Below are 19,805 nucleotides of genomic sequence, written 5' to 3' on the forward strand. Positions count from 1 at the left end.
CATTGCGTACCTATAGTTTTCATCGCCTAGCCCATTTGGGCTCCGCGTTTGGACGGAAACCAGCACGCGGTTGGTAAACACTCTGCAATCCATACTTTGATGCGCTCAGCGTCGACTCAGCCCTGGACGATTGTTCGACACTTCGCCTCTGGGCGTCTTACCTACTCCTGGCCGGCATTGCGCGAACCTACGATCGGGCGACACCGAGAATTCAGACATGCAAAAGGAGGAGTGTGGACCGCCAGCGATCGCCGGTGATGTCCTGAAATAGTTGCAGCACAGCCCAATTAGGGACATGCGAGTTGCGCAGCCGCTCGGCTGCAAAGCGGGGCGACTGCTACCGATGGCTATGGCTATGGCCATGGCAAACGTGTGTGGCCGTGTAGGGTCAACGGACGCTCGACACGCTCGTTCGCACCCAGTAGCGGAGCGTGTCTCTCGAACAACCGACATTGCGGGACAACTGATCAGCTGGGCGCACGCTCTCGAGTAAACCCCCGCACGCTTCGATTGCCTTACGCGAAACCGGGTTCCTTTCGTCGCAGGTAACCAGGACGCGACTGAGCCCCACCGGGTCGCCGACATACGCGAGCGCCTCACCCAGAGCAGTCGACGCTATCCCTTTCCGGCCCTCCGACCGACGGACCCGTGGCCGATATGACCACCGACATCGGCCAAGAACTCGTTCATGCTGAGTCGCAGCTGGCCGACAACCCCCGCACCCGCTGTCCAAATCCATCGAGGGATGCCAGATCGACATCTAGGCGTTGCGAAACTCTCGAGGCCGAATCGGGCTGGTCCGCCTGCGGTCCGCCACACTCGCTACGCGATTCCAACCAAGACGCCCAAGGCCCCGTCGGGCGCAACCAGATCGACAGTCATAGAGGCACTGGTCAAGCAGGGACAGCTCAGACCGCAGCGTCACATCCCGCATGCCCGTGCCTACCCAATTACTGCGACGGCCGATGAACCCGTATTCCGCACTGCGCGTCGCAGACTCAGAGGACCCGACTAGAGAATTGCGTCCGATTCACCACACAGAGAAGGGCCCTCGAGCATTGCTCGAGGGCCCTGTGAGGCGTCGGGATTTACCGTACGACCAGGTCAGATGACTGTCGACGTGACCTTTCGTTCGCCGACTGGATTGCTGTCCACGGACCCTTCCACGGCCACGTCAGCGACAACCGGATCGGAATCGTAGTAGTACTTGTACTCGTAGACACCACGACCGTTCAGCGGGGTCATCGTGATGACAGTACCGAGAATCGTCGCGCCCACACTGTGGAGATTGCCGACCGCCCTGCTCAGCTGTTCCCTCTTCGTCGTGCCGTGACGAGCAATCACTAGCGCACCGTCCGCCAGCGCTGAAAGAACTGCAGCATCCGTAACCGGAAGCAACGGCGAGGCGTCGATGATGACGTAGTCGAACCTTCTGCGGAGATCGGTAAAGACCGCATGGGCAGTGTCAGTGCCCAGAAGTTCGCTCGGGTTCGGGGGAATCGGACCTGAGGCAAGAACCGTCAGGTCAGCATTGCTCGTGACTTGAAGTACGTCGTCGAGATCTGCTTGCCCGGCCAGGACCGAGCTCAGACCAACGCTTCCGATAAGTCCCAGATACTTCGAAACGCGAGGCTTACGGAGGTCACCTTCGACGAGACACACCTTCTTGCCTGCCTCGGCTAACACGAGTGCGATGTTCACCGCAGTCGTGGTCTTTCCCTCGGAGGGAAGAGAACTCGTAACGACGATGACACTCGGTGGGCGATCCACGGCCAGGAACTGCAGATTGGTTCGCAGCTCGCGGTACGCCTCGGCACTTGCGGAGTTGCCCTCGTGGAAGTTGATCGCTTGATGAACTTCGCGTTCCTTGTCGAACGGAATTGTTCCCACCATCGCCGCGCCGGCGATGTCTTCGACCACCTTGCGCTCTTTGACGGTGTTGTCCAGGCGATCACGCACCACAGCCAACCCGATCCCCAGCAGAAGCCCGATCGCGGCACCGAGCGCCACGTTCCGCGAAGTCTTCGGCGACACCGGTTCCGCGGGAGTTTGTGCTCGCTGTTCGACAACGACGCGCGCAGGTGCTGTGCCACCATTTGCGGGCGTACCCAGATCTTTGACCATCACCACAAACTCGTCCGAGAGCGCATTTGCGATTTCACGTGCCAGTTCAGGCGACGCATCTTGCACGCTCAAATCGAGCAGTACTGTATCCGGCGCCGATGTGGCGGTCACCTTGGACGAAATCTCCGCAGCGGAAAGCCCGCCGAGTCGATCGGGCCCGACTGAATCGATCGTTCTCTGTGCCAGTGTCTCGCCGGTAAGGAGCTTGGCGTAGGAAGTGACCAACTGCTGTGAGAGCTGGTTACCTTGGTAAGCCTCGTTCACGGTTGTTCCGGTAGAAGTCGACACGAACAGGCGCGTGGAAGCCTGGTAGATCGGCGTGGCAATCAACGAGGCGCCCAATGCGCCCAAGATCACGACCACAGTGACGACAGCGACTATCTTCCACCGTGCCTGCAAAATCTTCAGGTAGTCCCGTACATCCATCGTCGAATCTCCTTCGGCTCGAACACGTATCACGTCTTCGAGTAGTAATCGACAGCCGCTGTCGAGCCGCTGCACTCAATGCAGGCTGAACGAGGCAGCCAATCTTCTATCGCGTGTCCCTGCGTCACAGCGCGAGGTATTTGCCGAAACAGCCAGGGGGGAGAGGCCTTCACGGCATCTCACACATCTCACTTCCTGGCCGATGCATGATCGGGAAGTGGCGAACACGCGACACTGACAAACCCGCGACACTGACATCGGGCCCACTCACACATCGCGCAGAGCAGACACAACGTGCAGCCAGGCTGAACTCTACTGCGTCATTGGTCTTTTCACCACCGCAACGGAGCCTCGAAACTTCCTAGACATCGTCAGTCGACTGTGCCGACCATGAAAGGGTCACATACCACAGCGGGCCGTAGGACCAACGTCCGTCGACGACCAACTACGCAACTTGCCGCCGGAAGTTGATGCATACCAACCGAACAAGGCAACATGCCCCTCACCCTGTGATGCACGAGCGGCTATCCCAGCATCTCCCCCGGCCACAGCTCGCTCGCTGACGGACTTTGGTCCCGGGCACACGGCCACTTCCCCTCGATGCCTACAACACCCACCCTCCGTGAAGGTTTCACCGGTTTACGGCCTTCCGAGACCTCGGTAGGTCCACCCTGCGTCGCGCCAGGTGGTCGGTTCCAGACAGTTACGTCCGTCGATGATGACCTTCTTGCGGACGACAGGTTCGAGGTCCGACGGCAACAACTTTCGAAACTCGGCCCACTCGGTCAGAACCAAGACGACATCAGCGCCTGCACACGCTTCAAGTGCGCTCGAAGTGTAAGTGAGGGTGGGGAACAACGCCTTCGAGTTTCCCATCGCCTTCGGGTCATAGACATTGACGGCAGCGCCTTGCAGCTGAATCTGCCCGGCAACGTTCAGCGCAGGTGAGTCGCGCACGTCGTCGGAGTCAGGCTTGAAGGCTGCACCGAGAACCGCCACATTGGCTCCGAGTAGAGAACCACACGCTTCTCGAGCCAGTTCGACCATCCGAGTACGACGACGCATGTTGATATTGTCGACTTCGCGTAGGAATGTGAGTGCTTGATCTGCTCCCAGCTCACCAGCACGTGCCATGAAAGCACGGATGTCCTTCGGTAAGCAGCCCCCACCGAAACCGATTCCGGCGTTGAGGAATCGCCTACCAATTCTCTCGTCATGGCCGATGGCATCGGCAAGAACGGTCACATCCGCACCTGAAGCCTCGCACACCTCCGAGATCGCATTGATGAACGAGATCTTCGTTGCCAGAAATGCATTGGCTGATGCTTTGACCAACTCCGAAGTCGCAAGGTCGGTCACAACAAAGGGAATACCTTCGTTCAAGAGTTGCTCGTACACTTCACGCGCAATCGATTCCGCACGTCCGGGTCGATTGCGGTCGACCCCGAGCACAAGCCGGTCCGGGTGAAGCGTGTCTTTCACCGCGTAGCCTTCCCGGAGAAATTCCGGGTTCCACGCCACCTCCACGTCTTGTCCGGCAGGCGCCAGTTCCCGTGCCCGCGCACCCAATCGCTCTGCTGTACCGACTGGCACAGTTGATTTCCCGAAGATTACGGTCGGCCTGGTCAAGAGGGGTGCGAGTGTCTCGATCACCGAATCGACAAAACGCATGTCGGCCGCGAACTCCCCCTTCTTCTGCGGCGTACCGACGCCGAGGAAGTGGATGTCGGCGAACTCTGCGGCCTCCTCGTAGGAAGCCGTGAATCGAAGACGTCCCGCGGCTATGTTGCGGCGCAGTACTTCCTCGAGTCCCGGTTCGTAGAAAGGAACCTCCCCAGCTTCGAGCATAGCGAGCTTGTTCGGATCAACATCCACCCCGAGAACCTCGTGACCCAACTCGGCCATGCAAGCTGCGTGTGTCGCCCCGAGGTAGCCTGTGCCGAATACCGCAATACGAGAAGTCATAACGATGTCTGCCTGTCGAAGTCGAGTTTACGTCGAATAATGCTGTAGTACTTCATGTCCTGATCGAATCGACGTTCTGTCGATACCACTCCACGGTCGATGCGATCCCCGCACGAAGATCAATCTTGGGCTGCCACCCCAAATCTCGAAGCTTCCCGATGTCAAGCAACTTCCGCGGCGTCCCGTCAGGTTTCGAATGATCCCATTCGATCTCGCCGTCGAACCCGATCTCGTCCGCCACGATCGCAGAGATCTCCGCGATGCTCTGGTCCTCGCCTGTACCAACATTGACGTGTTCTGCTCCGTCATAGTGGTCGAGCAAATGAAGGCAGGCATCCGCCATGTCGTCGACGTGGAGAAACTCGCGCCTCGGCGTCCCGCTGCCCCAGTTCACGACTGAAGCAGCTCCATCGCGGCGCGCGTCGTCGAAGCGTCTGATGAGGGCTGGCAGCACATGAGAGCCCTTGGCAGAGAAGTTGTCACCCGGGCCGTAGAGATTGGTCGGCATCGCGGAGATCCACGGACGCCCGAACTGCTTTCGAACAGCCTGTACCTGCAGGATTCCCGCGATCTTGGCGATGGCATATGCATCGTTCGTCGGTTCCAAATGACCGGTCAGCAAATATTCTTCGCGAATCGGTTGAGGAGCGAATTTCGGGTAGATGCAGGATGATCCGAGGAACAGCAGGCGATCTACGTCGAACTCGGCCGCCGCGTCCATCACGTTCACCTGGATGCGAAGGTTGTCGGAGATGAAGTCCACCGGCAGTGTGCTGTTCGCCAGTATCCCGCCCACCTTGGCTGCCGCGAGGACCACGTTCTTCGGCCTCTCGGCGGCGAAGAACTCGAACACGGCACCGCGGTCGCGAAGATCGAGTTCGGCGGACGTGCGACCGACAAGGCGATTGAAACCGTCGGCCTCCAAACGACGCCAGATCGCTGAACCCACGAGTCCACGATGGCCCGCGACGTACACCGCATCGTTCCGATCGAGGGACTTCTGCGCGTACTCCCCCGTCATCGGGCATGCTCCCAATCCACCAGGTTCGGGCGGTCGATCCAGGGCTTGCCCTCACACTTCAGAGCCTCTATGTCCGCATCGACCATGATTCGAGCCAGCTCGGGGGTATGTACAGTCGCCTTCCAGCCGAGCTTCTGCTCCGCCTTACCTGCATCTCCGATCAACGCGTCTACTTCCGTCGGCCGCAGATAGCGCTCGTCGAAGCGCACATGATCTTCCCAGTTCAGACCCGCGTGCTCGAAGGCCACCGTCAGGAAATCCTTGACCGAGTAGTTACCGCCTGTCGCGAGCACGTAATCGTCCGGCTCGTCGGCCTGAAGCATCCTCCACATTCCCTCCACGTACTCCGGCGCGTAGCCCCAGTCGCGGATTGCATCGAGATTACCCATGTACAAATCGTTTTCCAGGCCGGCCTTGATCCGCGCCACCGCTCGCGTGATCTTGCGAGTTACGAATGTTTCGCCTCGCCGCGGAGATTCGTGGTTGAACAGAATTCCGTTCACGGCAAAGATCCCGTACGCCTCGCGGTAGTTCTTGGTGATCCAGTACGAGTACACCTTCGCCGCACCGTACGGCGATCGCGGATAGAAGGGAGTCTGCTCGTCCTGCGGAGGCGGTGTCGCACCGAACATCTCGGAGCTGGACGCCTGGTAGAACCTGCATTCGAGACCAGCCATCCGGACTGCTTCGAGCAGCCTGATCGACCCGATTCCCGTCGTGTCACCGGTATGTTCGGGCTCGTCGAAACTTACCCGTACATGGGACTGCGCTGCGAGGTTGTAGACCTCGTCCGGGCGTATCTGTGCGAGAAGAGTGACCAAACGCGCCCCGTCGCTGAGATCTCCGTAATGAAGGAACAGTTTTGCATCCGGCGTGTGGGGATCCACATACATGTGATCGATTCGAGCTGTATTGAACGTGGACGATCTACGAATAAGTCCGTGGACCTCGTATCCCTTGCCCAGCAACAACTCCGCGAGATAGGAGCCGTCTTGACCGGTGATGCCTGTGATCAGTGCCTTCTTCATTTCTCTCCTTCATGTATGTGCGACTTCACGATTTTCGGGCAGCTATTCACACGGTCACGCCTGCCTCCACCGCCTTCTCCATGCTTGAAATTCGCCGAACCGAAATATAGATACACGGAATAACCTGGAGTACAACCATTCCTGCGGATAGTCCCAAGTAGAGTGCGGCGGCTCCGAGTTCAGGAATCAGGGATATTGCCAATACCATTCCGACGAGGCCGCTCAGCCAGACACAGAGGACTTGCAACCATAGTCCTCGCGGGTCCATGAGGAACATCGCCGCCGGCTGATGCACCGAAACAACAAGGATGTAAACACTTCCGGCCAAAACGGTTGCCAGCGGGACGACAAGACTTCCACCCGAGACAAACCGAATTCCCGGATAGCTGATGACGACCAGAGCAAGCGCAAATACGGCGCCCACAGTGCCGAGAAGTACTATATGCTGGGCGAATTCACGCACCCGAAGTGTCCCGATTCGGTATCGCTCGCGATATCTTGACCACAAGTTCTGGCCCATCACTCCCAAGATAGCCAGCAGGGGTCCAGCGAATTGCGCCACCACCGAATATTGTGCGACGTCTTCGACCGTTCCAAAAGTGGAGATCAGCAACCTATGGCTCTGGAACCCGACAACCATGCCGATCGATATGAGAAAAAACGGAACCGCCGTTTCAGCTATGCGAACTCGCACCGGGCTTGTAAGACGCCAGCCGATCAACGAACCCTCATCGCCGGAAATCGATCGAAGCGCGAGAGCAAGGGTAAGAAATCCGACGGCGAGGTAGCCTGCGCACGGTGCCAGAACAAACAGGTAGGCCGGCGCCTGAGTAGTCCAACAAACCCCTATCACGATCAGTTGAATGATCGGACCGATCAACGCTGCGGTAACGACAACGCGCATCTTTCCGCAACCCTGCAGGATGCGTGACCCCAAACCCAATGGAATACCAACTGCCGCAGATACAATCACTACTGTGGCCAGCGCCGACGCATGATCCATCTCACCGACTGCGCCTAGAACTGGCACCCACAGCCCCATCTGATAGAACAGGAACGCGAGGCTTGCGACAGCGAGGGATACCAGAACGGTGACCAGACTCGCCCGCCGAAAATGGGATTGGAACGACATCCGATCGAGTGCACCACTTCGGTAATCTGCTGTCGCGTTCACCATGGTCGCGCCGATACCGAAGTCCGCGAAGGGAAGTAGATTCAACATGGACGCCATCAGCGCATAGAAGGCGTAGTACTCGACGCCGTAGTCCCGAGACAGAATTGCTATTACGGCGAAGTTCGCGCAAGCGCCGGCCAGCAGACCTACCAGTCGAAAGAACCCGGTCCCGCCCAGGTCGATCGACTTCGCCGACCTCACGTATGAGCTGACCACTGTGTTCACCCTCGTGTCTCCGAGGTTCCAGCGCCAGACACGATTGTGGACTGCTTCAGACCGCTGTCGCCGATCCGAGCGAGTACCTTGTAGCACGCGGCAACTGCTACCTTCACGCAACCCCGCCAGTACAAACCTTGCGCGAACGACGCTCGTCCCATGCGTGCGTTCGCAGCTGCGGCAACCGCCGATGCGCTCATCAGCCGAACTGGGATCCCCAGATGTCGCGCGTAGTGCCCCCTGATCGATTCCTTGCACAACAGCGATTTCTCAGGAGAACCAATGGATTTGCCTGCGTACATCGAATACACGAGGGAAACGGTGTTGTGTTGAACGACTCGGCCGACGACGGATAGACGAATGAACATTTCGTAGTCGTCGGCGTAACGCTCGACGATCTCCGGTACGTCCAGCGCAATCGCTGCTTCGTAATCGGCACGCCGAACCAGCGCCGCTCCCGGTGGAAACGGACCATACCCTTGTGTCAACAGGGTTCGAGTATTGATCTCGGAGTACGACTGATTGTTCAACCGACTACGCCCACGTGGGAGACTCGCCATCACACGTCCAGCGACGACTGCGCAGTCCGCCTGTGCAGAGAGAATACGCAAGGACTCGTGAATGCCGGGTGCGACCAGAAGATCATCCGCGTCCAGGAACACGATGTACGGTGCCGTGACGAGCGTGGCCCCCCGTCGTCTCGCGAGGTATGCACCCGCATTTGGCTGCGTCAGGACACGTATATCGTGGGCGCGACATAACGCGGCGGTACTGTCTGTGGATCCGTCGTCCACCACGATGACTTCCGAAGCGCCCGCATTGTGCGCGCTCTCGATTGACGCCAAAAGTGTGGCTTCCGCGTTGAAAGCTGGTATGACAACTGCGAATTCCGCACTTGATTGCGTTGTGGGTTCCAAATAGTCATCGGACACGAGGAGTCACCCCTGCTAGAACTCGTCTTTGAACACGGTCGGTTTTTGCGAGAAGCGCAACCCCCAAGGACACCGCATAATCGAGCCACTGCGCCCTGAAGACTGTAATTCCGGTCAGGGCGCGTGATCGCCGCATGTCCCGGTAATGATCCATCATGCCCCGCACCGAACCAGCGCCGGCCGAATCAAAGTCACAGAAGAACTCGGTCCACACGCGCGGTTGCGATCGGACCGCCATCTTCAACAGATACAGTTGGTCGGCACTGAGTCCGAATTCGGTATCGTAACCGCCGATCTCAACATGCAGCGACTTCTCGATCACACATGCTTGATGGGGAATGATGTTTCCACCTAGCGCGAATCGGGACAGACTGAACGGGATACGGCCACCGATTCCGATGGAACTTCCGGAGTCGTGGATGTTGCTCAGCCCGTAACCCCACCGCCAAGAGACGCCCCCTCCTTGATGATCTCGAGAGACTCTCTCCAGAACGTCACATGAATGGAACACGTCGGACGAGTGCATGAACCACAGCAACTCGCCACTCGCCAGTTCCGCACCGATGTTCATTGCGTCATAGCGACCGCTGTCGAGGCCTGTGTTCCACACTAACGAATCACCCAACGAATCAAGGTATTCGACAGTTCCATCCGTCGAACCACCATCGATCACGATGTGTTCGACTCCCTGTGCACTCTGAGCCCGGACGCTCTCGATCGTGCGGACCAGCCCCGAAAGATCATTCCTGGTGATGGTAATGACGGTGACCGATGAAGTCATCGAGAAGCCCCTATCGCGAATGCATAGGCGTCGATGAGTGCTGTACGCGAACTCATGACGTCCACTGTTCGGTTGAAATATTGTGTCTTGGCTTGAACAGTCGTTCGGTAGTCCAGGCAGTCGAAGTAATGTGTGACGGCCATTGACAGAGACTCCGCAGTATTGCCAGCGACTGGATAGCCAAGCGAGACCATACTTTTGATGTCACGACTGATCACCGAGACACCGACCGCGGCGGCTTCCGCAGCGGAAATCGGAGCGCCCTCCCAGGCCGCGGTATGGAGATACAGCGAACTGGCGCGCACTTCATCCAGCACCTGTTCAGCTGGAATCCAGCCCGTCACCCGAACCCCGGATTCCACGAGACTTTCTTTCAACCCGGCTTCGCCGTCTCCTACCCACACGAACTCGAACCTGCTCGACAACCTTGCTGCAATATCGGCGAACAGTTGGGGATCCTTTTGGGGAAATATCCTTCCCACCATCACTACTCGGCTTCTTTCAGCCGATGCTTCCGCTGTCCGAGGGCTGCTTGCGCGCAAATATGCGCCGTGATCGGTCGGGGATACATTGCCGACCACGATGGAGGTGGAGGAGTTCGACAACTCCGTAGTCAACTCGGCTTCTCGTCCACTCACGGCAACAACGCACTGACGCCGAATCGAGAGTAGCCCACGCTCAACGGACTTGTAGAGTACCCGCGCCAGGGGACTGACGTCGGTGCGCTCGAATGCGTAACAGTGTGGGGTGTATACGATTCCAGCTCGGTGCCCCGGGATGATCCGGGCGAGACCGGCAAGACTGGAATGCAGGTGGAGAACATCGAAATCTCCCCGGCGCACCATACGAATCGCGGACAGCAAAAGTGCGGCCAAACTTCCAGGTACCAATGTCACGCTGAGTTCGGAGGGGAAATTGTATGTGCTCTGCCCGGCCCGTTCGCGAGCAATCACGCAGTGATGCATTTCTGGCGTCAACGCCTGATAGTTCAAGATCGCGGTGCTTACACCTCCTCCGAGCGCTTCCGTGACATGCAGAACTTTCATCGCGCACCATCCCTCGTCAGGCCGGCATCAACATGTGAGCTTCGAATATCTTCCATCGCAAGGTCTTCCGTCTCCGAAGTATCAACTGATCTTTTCCGCATACCCGAGGAGCACAAGAGAAGAATGAGAGGGCACAGGAAGGGAAGCAGACCGGTTCGATACGGTTGGATGGGCGCCTCCAGAAATCCCACAGCGACCGTAGTTACGATCAGCGCCCATGCCAAGTATCGATTTTCCACGTCAGTGGTCAGCAACGCCCAGGCCGCAGCGACGACAAGCACGGCAATTCCGAGAAACCCGACGGCAACGCCGAGTTCTAACCAAATGTTGTGCGCGGCATAGTTGGAGGAGAAGCGATACGCGTTATGCTCCGTCCAATAGTTCGCGCCGTGACCAACATTCGGACTCTCCGAAATCAGCTCCTTCGCCCTCATCCACAAAGCACCGCGATAGGTGTAATCGCGGAGCCCGTAAACTCGGAACACTGGCACAAAAGAAATCACCAACGCAACCATCGCAGCTGCCAGAGCCACAACCCGCGACATGCGGTTTCCGATACCGAGGACTACGAGGTAGCCGAGAACCAGACCGATCATCGCTGTTCGACTGCCAGAAATTTCGATCACGATGAGGCTCGCCAGTCCAACCGCCGCAACTGTGATCCAGTGTTGCCGATACACGGCAACGACGCTCAGCAGTGCGACACACAGCCCCAGGAAGTTGCCATTGCCTGTGATCGATGACGTGAGCACTTGGCCCGCCACAGTGCACTTGTCCAACCGACAGGTCTCGACCACAGCCTCAGGCCAGACGACGAAAACCACAGCCATGCTCAGACAAAGCGCAAGCAGACCCTGGTAACAAAGACGGGGCCAGTTCAGTACGTCAACCGAGAGCGCGCGGCACCACAGGAGCGTAGGCACAATCATGAATATCGCTCCGACGACACCGATGTCCACGACCCCGAAGATGAGGATCGGCATGATCGCCACCGCCATGACCAGTATCGCGGGGATATAGGGGAATGAATCTCGGGACCCGAGAGAGGCGATGAAAATCGCGATTCCGATGACAATCGAAGGCACGTAGGAGATCACGAAGACCGCGGAGCCAGAAACTGGAAGGTATAGGGCAAGGACGCTACCTAACACCGCCTTGAAAAGGACCGGCCATATCACCGATACCCAAAACCAGATCCCGATCAGCCCGCTTCTGGTACCTGTTGAGGTTTGACGGCGGGTTGGCAACACCGTCACCCCACGTACACGTGCGATCAGCAAGAGAAAAACACTGGCAAACAACAGGAACGAGAGGTTCATGTCATTGGCCAGCCGTCGGCAGGTGGCATGGCACAGCCAGGGAGCCGAGTAGGCGTTCCCTCTGGGACGCGACGGCCTCGATGCGTGAATCGATCAGGCGCCAGTAAGTGGCTGGATCGTCTCGTATCGATTCCACCGCGTCGAGAACGCGAGTTGCCGAAGTCCGTCGGGCATCGAGAACGTACTGTTCCAACCCCAGATCATGAAATGCTCCCCATGATTTTCGTTCGTAGCCCAGGTGCACACTCGGCTTTCCGGCGAGCAATGCAGACAACGATCCATGCAGGCGTGTACTGACAACGACGCGATTCTCCGCGCTCTCCAGATAGTGCTGCAATGGCTTTGGGGTTCCCGAGGAGTATTTGACGGTGAGTGGAGTGTCATTGTTTCCGCCACCGGTGGACTGAATCGCCCATACAACATGATCTGACCGAGCCAAGTCGGACAGAGTGTTCTCGTAGGATCCAGGGCGGGACAGCTCACGTGCCACGACTACCGGGCCATGCGTGATCTCGATAGTACGAGGTGTACGGACCTCCGCCATCTTGAGAACCGCCAGATCCGAGATTCGTTCGACATTGGTCAGGTCGGCGAACAATTCCCGTGATCGATCGTCACGAACGAGCACCTGATCCATCGCCTTCAGTGAACTCGCGATACGCCGACGGAGAATGTTCGGGAACGGACCGATACTCTGCGGCAGATAGATCTTGCGCGCACGACTTCGTGCGGCAAGATCGAGTTGACCGAAATGCGCCCCCGCAGTTTTCAGGGCCTCGGAAACGGACGAACCCCGAAGGTATCCGCCCCCGACAGCGACTATCAAATCCGCTTGCTCGAACAGTATCCTGACAGGTGCCGGCCCGCCGGTGACGGTACTGGCCAGCATGGAAACACGTACGGATGCCTTCTTTTTCGGGTTCGGAATCCATGCCGACGTCCACTGATGAAACTTGACATGATTCGCGATCGGATGGTGGCGGAACGATTCGGCATCAGTGGCAATCACGTCGACGACAGAATCCGGCCACACCGATCTCAGCAATTCGAGTGTTTCCTCCACCAGCAACCGGTCGCCGGAGTTTTGAGCACTGTATGCGTGAATGACCAGGATGCGCGGGTGGTCACGATTGTATTCGGGCAACGATCTCACTCCTGGTCGTCATGGTTCGGGACGCCTGCAAACCCATTGAATAGGCGAAATCTCGGTACTCGTCACTCGATACGACGCCGAGGGCGGACCGAAGGCTGGCCGCGCCGGTAAATGTGAGCACCGGCCCGGAGGTTCGCAGATCCTCGAATGCAGGTAGATGGGCAGCAACAACCGGCCGGCCGCGCGCCCACGCCTCCCATACGAACACAGGGTTGAGTTCGTTTCGGCTGGGCATAAATGCCGCGTCTGACCAATCCAGATAGGGCACAACGTCATCGACGCGTCCTACTAGTTCCACCGTATGCGAAGAAGGCTTCGTATTGCCGAACCGCCGTTTCAGGTCTTCTTCTTCCGGTCCTGATCCCAAGATCTTTATTTCACACGGAATCTCGATATCTGACAGCAGTTCGGGAATACGATCGAAGCCCTTCTGCTTGGATAGACGGCCACAGGCCAGGAGCCGTAGAGGTGCCCCCGAAGATTCACGACGAATGGTTTCTCTCGAGTCAACTCGGATCAAGTTCGGCTCGTAAACAAGCCGAGCGTGCGGTCCGTAACGTCGTTGACGAATCTGACTCACGGCTGATTCCGAAGGTGCGGTGATCAGCTTTGCGTGCCGAAGTGCTTTACGAACGAGCATGTTCTCGACCAGGGAGAAAACGCCAGTTTCATCCGCACTCGGCAACTGATGGAAGGTCGCAATCAGCTCACTCGGAAGACGTTTGAGCAAACTCGAAACGCCTAGTGCGACATGGCTACCCCTCATCAGTGAATAGACCACATCCGAATGCTGTAGATGTGTTGCTATGGCACGACTGGCTCCGACCAGTCCGCCAGGACTCCTTGGATAGTCGAGCATGACGAACTCGTCTGCGAGGTCCGCAACCTCGTTGAAGTCGCGGCAGCCTGCAAACAAAGTGACCACGGTCGTATGTGTGTCGGTAAGCCCGCGCAATAACCCGCACAATGATTTCTGTGCACCCCCACCTTCCAACCAGGGCGCCACAACAAGCAACGACTTCAACTTTGGCGGTTCCGACACAAACTTCTCCTGGTCAATTTGCTCCATCACTTCCCAACATCGCCTTGAGCGCCTTCGCGACGATCGTGTTCTCGCTCGCCATCGACCAGTTGTCGACGTACGAAAGATCAAGGGGAGCTATGCCTTTCCACCGAGAACGTCACGAACTGAAGTCGGTCCCGAATCCGCATTCACGTCTCAGTACGCACCGTCACTGGCCAACACCGCTTTCAACGTTTTGCCGACGATCAATACATCACCCATCAGCGACCAGTTGTCGACGTACGAAAGGTCCAGTCGTACAGTCTCTTCCCAAGAAAGGTCCGATCGTCCACTGACCTGCCACAATCCTGTGATCCCCGGCTTGACAAGAAGTCGGCGACTGACAGTTCCGTCGTAGGCCTCGACCTCGCGGCGAAGCGGAGGCCTGGGGCCGACCACGCTCATCTCGCGCCGAAGAACATTGACGAACTGTGGCAGCTCGTCAATCGAGTAACGGCGCAAGAAGCGCCCGACCGGTGTAACGCGCGGGTCGTCGCGCATCTTGAAGAGCACACCGGCGCCGTCGTTCTGGGCCATCAACGACTCCACCTGTGAGTCTGCGTTCTGGACCATCGAACGGAACTTGAGCATCGGGAATGGTTTGCCGTCCAGTCCCATTCGCTCCGCTCGATACAACACCGGGCCCGGGCTCGAGAGCTTGACCGCCAGAGCCGCGGCCAGGAGAACAGGTGCAATTGCTGCCAGTAACAATGACGCGAAAATTACGTCGAACGAAGATTTCGCAAAGCGTTGCGCACCATGATATTTCGGGCGCTCGACGCGTATCAAAGGCTGACCGGCCACCGGCCGCATCGACAGGCGCGGCCCCGACACGTCGACGATACTTGGCGCAACGACCAGATCTACGTCCCGCGATTCCAGATCCCAGGCAAGCGCACGGATTCCATCCGAGCCGAGATGTTCGGTTGCCGTCACGGCAACGGTGTCTGCGCCGACCAGTTCCAGCGCTTCGACCACCGATGTCTCACCACCGAGGAGCGGTATGTCACGCCCGTCGACTGCGATGGACTCGTCCGCGCGCCGAAGGAACCCCGGCACACACACTCCGACCACGCGGAAACCGTCTGCGCTACCCCGCTCGAAGTTTCGTGCAAGTTCAGCGCCGGCATCCTTGCTGCCCACCACCAGTACCGATGTGAGGCACTCACCGCGAGTACGCCTTCGCACGATCACCCCACGCCAGAGCCAACGGCTCACCAGTAGCGCGAGAAGGCCGACAGGGAACGCGAATGCGAGGTAGAGCCGGGCGATATCGAGACGAAGCAGAAGGCTTACTATCGCAATGACGCCGAACAATCTCATCGCGGACACCAGGATTCGCCGATACTCCTCAGGACCGCTTCCGATCACACTCGCAGATCTGGTCCTGAATATCTGCAACGTCGCCAGCCACGCGATCACCACGCCGATCGACAAACCGGTGTAGCTGAACTGCCCGAGCTCACGAGCGTCGACGGCGGTCGGCGCGGCGCCGAATCGAAGCCACTGCGCAGCCGAAACCGCCGCTACGACAATCAGCGAATCCGTCACTGCCAGAGCACGTATGTATCGATGCTGCCACGCAGCACGCGAGGAAAACTCCGCACGGGAGTCCGGCACGATGCGCGGACGCCGATACCCGAGCGACGGCGCCATGGACATGTCCAATGCCGACATCTGACCAACCTTCCCGTTTGCGAGCCGCCAGGCCCCGACCGTTCTTCGGAATTTCCCGTTTGCACCCGAATGCTTCAGGCACAGCTAGAGATGGAGAAGAGCAAATGTTCCGCTTAGGTATCGGCAACATTGCAACTCGATAATCCGGAGGCATTGCACGTGCCGCGTGAGTACTATGAGAACATCTCCAAGGCCGGAGTTCAATTCGAATAATGTTGCAGGTCAAGACTCTAACCGGCAATTTTTCTTCCCAGCACACACCCAAAGAATGTTGGACGATCGTTCACGTTCAATCGCCGCAATGTCACGGTGCCATTTACGCTGTAGTTACCAGTTAGTAGCTATAGTTCAGCTATTGAGTAAATCCGCGGAAACGTCGAGGGCTTAGGTCCCGACGACTGCAATAGCTCACAAAGCGGACATTGCCTCTCACTGCTGACCACAGTTCTTTCGCATGGGTAACTGGACCCGAATCCACGCAACCGAGAACCGTCCCTGCACGCCGGGGACCTATGTCCCCGTAGGTCGAATCCGCCGGACCTGATTGAACTTTCTGCAATTCGCAAGTGAATTGCCCTTCGATATGGAGTAATTCGGCAGACCCGAAATCCCGCCATGCCATCCGGCCAACCCAGACCCGCACTGGGTACCGAAAAAAAGATTTCAAAATTCCCACTATGTGAGATGTGAGCATGTGAGACGTTCCGGCCGGACTGCTCGGGGACTGGCGCTTCGACGTGGCGAGGGCGATATGTCTCGATCAAGTAATGTCTGCATATGGCGCCGGACCGATGGCGATGGTCGGCAGTCCCCAGCGGTGCGCAGCCTCGAATCGCACGCAGATGTCGGGTAGTAAGCGAATGGAACTGGAAATGTTGAAGATTCGTGAGATCCGCTCCGAGTCCGGGATCATTCCTCGACTCGCAGTGCGGTGGTTGATGATCGCGCTCGCCACGATCTTTGCATTTTGGCCCACCTGGACCAAGCTTTGGCAGAGCACGGCCAGCGGAACTGCCATCGGCTACGTCTTCGCTCTACCGCTCTTGTGCCTGGTTGCAGCCGTCGGAACAGACTTGAGGCGCGGCCCGGAGCTTCCGATTCACGATCGTGAGACCGACAAGATAGTCGGCTGCATCGGTCTCTTCGTCGCGTTGGGACTTCAAGCGCTCCTGCTACCGCGTTTCGCCGAGACCTACGAACTGATGCATATCGACGTCATCGCAGCCTGGGTATTCGTCTGGAGCGCAGCGGTTCTGATGTTCGGCCTCCGTCCGGTCAATCGGTACTGGGCAATCTGGGTGGTCCCGATCATCTTGGCGCCGCTGCATTACCGCGCCATCGCGACCGAAATGGGCGGAACTCGTTTCGACTACAGCGTCCTCATGGTGCTTGTCGCGTCTGCCGCGACCACGATCGCCGTCAGTAGAACGTGGAGGCGAGGGGCGATCGCCTTCGTCGCCGCGACGGTGCTCGGTGTGGTGATTCTCTACTTCACGATTCAGACGTATCCCGCTGCTCCGCTTTTCGCCGTGCAGTTGTTTCCGGCACTCGGAACCGCAATCGTCGTCGGCGGTGCCTTCTATCTGTACGAACGCCGGGGTAAGTCGCTCAAACCGTTCGACCGACCACTCCGAAAGCCTTCGACAGCCACAAGCAACTGGACCATCCTCGCGGTGTTTGCCGCCGCAGTGCTGATGTTCTTCACGCCGCTGCCATCGACAAGTTTGACCGTCAACGTCGGTCCGCCCCCGGCTACTGCGGATCCTCGACTTGTCGTTCCGCTGGGCTGGCATCAGATTGGAGCATCCGAATACGACTGGCCCCGTCGCTACTTCGGCAGCACCGCCGAACTGAGTCGTCAGACCATTCGGGCCGACACTCCGAATCCCGCTTGGGACTCACAGATGCGGCCTCGCACGGTACAGATTGACGTCGTCCAGGTCCGTCGACCCTCCACGCTCGCCGTGTATCCCAGCAAGACCACCTACGACCTGGAGAACGCGAGAGTCAGCCCGACGGTCACGCTGGAGCTGCCGCACGGGATCGTCGCCGAGATGTACACGATCGTCGACGACGCTCTCCTTCTCACATGGAGCAATCTCAATTTCGTCTGGACGCGGGGCGACGGAGCAGCGCAACGAGTCAGCCTGATCAGCGTCGACAATCACGAACCCGACGCCTACTTCCCCGAACCGAAGCCGTCGATGGCGTCCAACGGTAGCAATACCCTCGCCGTTCTACTGCGTGGTGAAACCTCGACCGAAGACACCGAATCCGAGTACAAGGACCTGGACATGCTCGAAGCACTCGCTCGACTACTCGTGGAGGCTCAGACGTGGTGAACGCAAACCGAAGCCAGTCCAACAGTGTCGTGGTCAGCGGTGACCCGGATACAGCGGAGTACCGCGAGGCCGCCCTGCACGATGCAGTGAACGGTCTACGCGAGCGCCATCCGATCTCATCCGCCTCCGTGGCCTTCTATCCGTGGCAGCGAAATACGTTGTTGGCAGGCTTTGCGCTGGTCGTCGTCAGCCTCGTGTTCTTCCTCGTCCCGACTCTCATCGCGCTGACATTGATCTGCACCATTGGATACATCTGGGCGATGGTCGACCGTCTGATCTTGTTCACGAGGGGTCTCGATGCGTCCTCGATCATGACGATCAGTGACGAAGAGGCACTTGCTCTTTCATACGACGACCTTCCCACCTATACCATTCTGGTCCCCGCATACAACGAGCCTGAAGTCGTCGGCGACCTCATCGCAGCCATGCGAGCGATCGAGTATCCGGCAGACAAGATGCAAGTCCTTCTCCTACTGGAGGAAGACGACGCCGTCACTATCGAAGCTGCACTTGCCGCCGGTGTGGACGAGGTCGTCAGCATTCTGAAGGTGCCCGCGGCCGATCCACGAACCAAACCGAAAGCATGCAACTACGGTCTGCATTTCTCGACGGGCGAGATCGTCACGATCTACGACGCCGAGGATTCCCCCGACCCACTCCAATTACGTCGAGTAGTCGCAACTTTCGCGAAACTTCCCGAGAACACTGCTTGTGTTCAGGCCAAACTTGCATTCCACAACGGAACTCAGAACCTGTTGACCGCGTGGTTCACCGCCGATTACGCGCTGTGGTTCAGCTTCATCCTTCCTGGATTGATGCGGAGCAATTCACCGATTCCTCTCGGCGGCACCTCGAATCACCTACGCCGTAGCGTCCTCGACGAGATCGGGGCGTGGGATCCTTTCAATGTCACGGAGGATGCGGACCTCGGCGTGCGGATTGCAGAGAGCGGATATCGCACCGCGGTCTTGAATTCCACCACGCTCGAAGAAGCCAACAGTGACACGATCAACTGGATCAGACAGCGCTCGCGTTGGTACAAGGGCTATTTGCAGACGTGGCTCGTCCACATGCGCCAACCCGTCAAATTATGGCGAGGATTGGGTCCGATCGGCTTTCTCCGATTCACGATTCTCATGGCCGGCACACCTTTGGTCGCCACTTTGAACATGGTGTTCTGGCTCATCAGTCTGGACTGGATTCTCGGACAACCTGAAGTGATCCACCAGGTCTTCCCCAACTATGTCTATTTCCCCGCGTTGATCTCTCTGGCATTCGGTAATGCCGCTGTTCTCTACATGAACCTCGTGGCGTGCCGAGAAACGCGAAACGCGATGCTCCTCCTCGCCTGTCTGACTGCTCCGTTGTATTGGGTGCTGATGAGCATCGCGGCGATCAAGGGGACCTACCAATTGATTCGCAACCCGTCCTACTGGGAAAAAACCTTCCACGGTCTGAACACGTGACAACGCAACCCTCACGTTCTACACAGGTGTGAGTTATGTCTACTGATCCGCCTCACCCACAATTTCACCCGA

At 58.1% G+C, this 19,805-nt stretch carries 15 protein-coding genes and 1 pseudogene; 2 read left to right on the forward strand and 14 right to left on the reverse strand.

Annotated elements, in window-relative coordinates; genetic code table 11:
• Positions 1 to 388: 388 nt before the first annotated feature.
• From ABIE52_RS15140 to ABIE52_RS15205, 14 genes and pseudogenes are all read right to left on the reverse strand, one after another.
• Positions 389 to 760, reverse strand: a complete 372-nt coding sequence (locus ABIE52_RS15140) for a GNAT family N-acetyltransferase (protein ID WP_116057106.1) — start codon at positions 758 to 760, stop codon at positions 389 to 391.
• 344 nt (positions 761 to 1,104) lie between these two features.
• Positions 1,105 to 2,550, reverse strand: coding sequence for a tyrosine-protein kinase domain-containing protein (locus ABIE52_RS15145; protein ID WP_007726623.1), 1,446 nt, complete (start codon positions 2,548 to 2,550; stop codon positions 1,105 to 1,107).
• Positions 2,551 to 3,189: 639 nt separating this feature from the next.
• Complete coding sequence (locus ABIE52_RS15150; RefSeq protein ID WP_007726621.1) at positions 3,190 to 4,515, reverse strand: UDP-glucose dehydrogenase family protein; 1,326 nt, start codon at positions 4,513 to 4,515, stop codon at positions 3,190 to 3,192.
• Positions 4,516 to 4,567: 52 nt separating this feature from the next.
• On the reverse strand, positions 4,568 to 5,536 hold the full coding sequence (locus ABIE52_RS15155) for a GDP-L-fucose synthase family protein (RefSeq protein ID WP_054187555.1): 969 nt from the start codon (positions 5,534 to 5,536) through the stop codon (positions 4,568 to 4,570).
• Complete coding sequence (gene gmd, locus ABIE52_RS15160) at positions 5,533 to 6,564, reverse strand: GDP-mannose 4,6-dehydratase (protein WP_003943737.1); 1,032 nt, start codon at positions 6,562 to 6,564, stop codon at positions 5,533 to 5,535. The genes ABIE52_RS15155 and gmd overlap by 4 nt, the downstream gene beginning before the upstream one ends.
• Before the next feature lie 46 nt (positions 6,565 to 6,610).
• Positions 6,611 to 7,741 (reverse strand): polysaccharide biosynthesis protein, encoded by a 1,131-nt coding sequence (locus tag ABIE52_RS15165; protein ID WP_232319026.1) that lies wholly within the window; start codon positions 7,739 to 7,741, stop codon positions 6,611 to 6,613.
• A 218-nt stretch (positions 7,742 to 7,959) separates the two neighbouring features.
• Complete coding sequence (locus ABIE52_RS15170) at positions 7,960 to 8,886, reverse strand: glycosyltransferase family 2 protein (protein ID WP_007726615.1); 927 nt, start codon at positions 8,884 to 8,886, stop codon at positions 7,960 to 7,962.
• Positions 8,876 to 9,208: a glycosyltransferase family protein gene (locus ABIE52_RS15175; protein ID WP_228232624.1), complete on the reverse strand. Its 333-nt coding sequence runs from the start codon at positions 9,206 to 9,208 to the stop codon at positions 8,876 to 8,878. Before ABIE52_RS15175 ends, ABIE52_RS15170 begins: the two co-directional genes overlap by 11 nt.
• Before the next feature lie 168 nt (positions 9,209 to 9,376).
• Positions 9,377 to 9,667: pseudogene (locus ABIE52_RS15180) on the reverse strand (glycosyltransferase); the annotation flags it as partial.
• Positions 9,664 to 10,713: a glycosyltransferase gene (locus ABIE52_RS15185; protein ID WP_007726612.1), complete on the reverse strand. Its 1,050-nt coding sequence runs from the start codon at positions 10,711 to 10,713 to the stop codon at positions 9,664 to 9,666. The pseudogene ABIE52_RS15180 and the gene ABIE52_RS15185, both read right to left, overlap by 4 nt.
• The gene (locus tag ABIE52_RS15190) at positions 10,710 to 12,032 is read right to left on the reverse strand and encodes an O-antigen ligase family protein (RefSeq protein WP_054187556.1); all 1,323 of its coding nucleotides are present in this window, start codon (positions 12,030 to 12,032) and stop codon (positions 10,710 to 10,712) included. The genes ABIE52_RS15185 and ABIE52_RS15190 overlap by 4 nt, the downstream gene beginning before the upstream one ends.
• 1 nt (position 12,033) lies before the next feature.
• Complete coding sequence (locus tag ABIE52_RS15195; RefSeq protein ID WP_003943694.1) at positions 12,034 to 13,176, reverse strand: polysaccharide pyruvyl transferase family protein; 1,143 nt, start codon at positions 13,174 to 13,176, stop codon at positions 12,034 to 12,036.
• The gene (locus tag ABIE52_RS15200) at positions 13,157 to 14,254 is read right to left on the reverse strand and encodes a glycosyltransferase (RefSeq protein ID WP_054187557.1); all 1,098 of its coding nucleotides are present in this window, start codon (positions 14,252 to 14,254) and stop codon (positions 13,157 to 13,159) included. Before ABIE52_RS15200 ends, ABIE52_RS15195 begins: the two co-directional genes overlap by 20 nt.
• 150 nt (positions 14,255 to 14,404) lie before the next feature.
• Complete coding sequence (locus tag ABIE52_RS15205) at positions 14,405 to 15,925, reverse strand: sugar transferase (protein WP_007726602.1); 1,521 nt, start codon at positions 15,923 to 15,925, stop codon at positions 14,405 to 14,407.
• Between the two features lie 872 nt (positions 15,926 to 16,797).
• Between ABIE52_RS15205 and ABIE52_RS15210 the strand changes: the two genes are divergently transcribed.
• Together ABIE52_RS15210 and ABIE52_RS15215 are read left to right on the forward strand one after the other, a co-directional pair.
• Positions 16,798 to 18,267 carry a hypothetical protein gene (locus ABIE52_RS15210; RefSeq protein ID WP_228401969.1) on the forward strand — a complete coding sequence of 490 codons (1,470 nt, stop codon included), beginning with the start codon at positions 16,798 to 16,800 and terminating at the stop codon, positions 18,265 to 18,267.
• Positions 18,261 to 19,733: a glycosyltransferase gene (locus tag ABIE52_RS15215; RefSeq protein WP_081305432.1), complete on the forward strand. Its 1,473-nt coding sequence runs from the start codon at positions 18,261 to 18,263 to the stop codon at positions 19,731 to 19,733. Before ABIE52_RS15210 ends, ABIE52_RS15215 begins: the two co-directional genes overlap by 7 nt.
• The last annotated feature ends 72 nt before the right edge of the window (positions 19,734 to 19,805 follow it).

Origin of the sequence: Rhodococcus sp. OAS809, from assembly GCF_040546695.1 — a bacterium.
Lineage (GTDB): Bacteria > Actinomycetota > Actinomycetes > Mycobacteriales > Mycobacteriaceae > Rhodococcus_F > Rhodococcus_F qingshengii.

Bases quoted from the DNA above. Each gene is read 5' to 3' on its own strand.
- gmd (WP_003943737.1), bottom strand. From the start codon at position 6,564: ATGAAGAAGGCACTGATCACAGGCATCACCGGTCAAGACGGCTCCTAT.
- ABIE52_RS15165 (WP_232319026.1), bottom strand. From the start codon at position 7,741: ATGGTGAACGCGACAGCAGATTACCGAAGTGGTGCACTCGATCGGATG.
- ABIE52_RS15205 (WP_007726602.1), bottom strand. From the start codon at position 15,925: ATGTCGGCATTGGACATGTCCATGGCGCCGTCGCTCGGGTATCGGCGT.
- ABIE52_RS15140 (WP_116057106.1), bottom strand. From the start codon at position 760: ATGTCGATCTGGCATCCCTCGATGGATTTGGACAGCGGGTGCGGGGGT.
- ABIE52_RS15185 (WP_007726612.1), bottom strand. From the start codon at position 10,713: ATGAAAGTTCTGCATGTCACGGAAGCGCTCGGAGGAGGTGTAAGCACC.
- ABIE52_RS15145 (WP_007726623.1), bottom strand. From the start codon at position 2,550: ATGGATGTACGGGACTACCTGAAGATTTTGCAGGCACGGTGGAAGATA.
- ABIE52_RS15155 (WP_054187555.1), bottom strand. From the start codon at position 5,536: ATGACGGGGGAGTACGCGCAGAAGTCCCTCGATCGGAACGATGCGGTG.
- ABIE52_RS15150 (WP_007726621.1), bottom strand. From the start codon at position 4,515: ATGACTTCTCGTATTGCGGTATTCGGCACAGGCTACCTCGGGGCGACA.
- ABIE52_RS15200 (WP_054187557.1), bottom strand. From the start codon at position 14,254: ATGGAGCAAATTGACCAGGAGAAGTTTGTGTCGGAACCGCCAAAGTTG.
- ABIE52_RS15190 (WP_054187556.1), bottom strand. From the start codon at position 12,032: ATGAACCTCTCGTTCCTGTTGTTTGCCAGTGTTTTTCTCTTGCTGATC.
- ABIE52_RS15210 (WP_228401969.1), top strand. From the start codon at position 16,798: ATGTTGAAGATTCGTGAGATCCGCTCCGAGTCCGGGATCATTCCTCGA.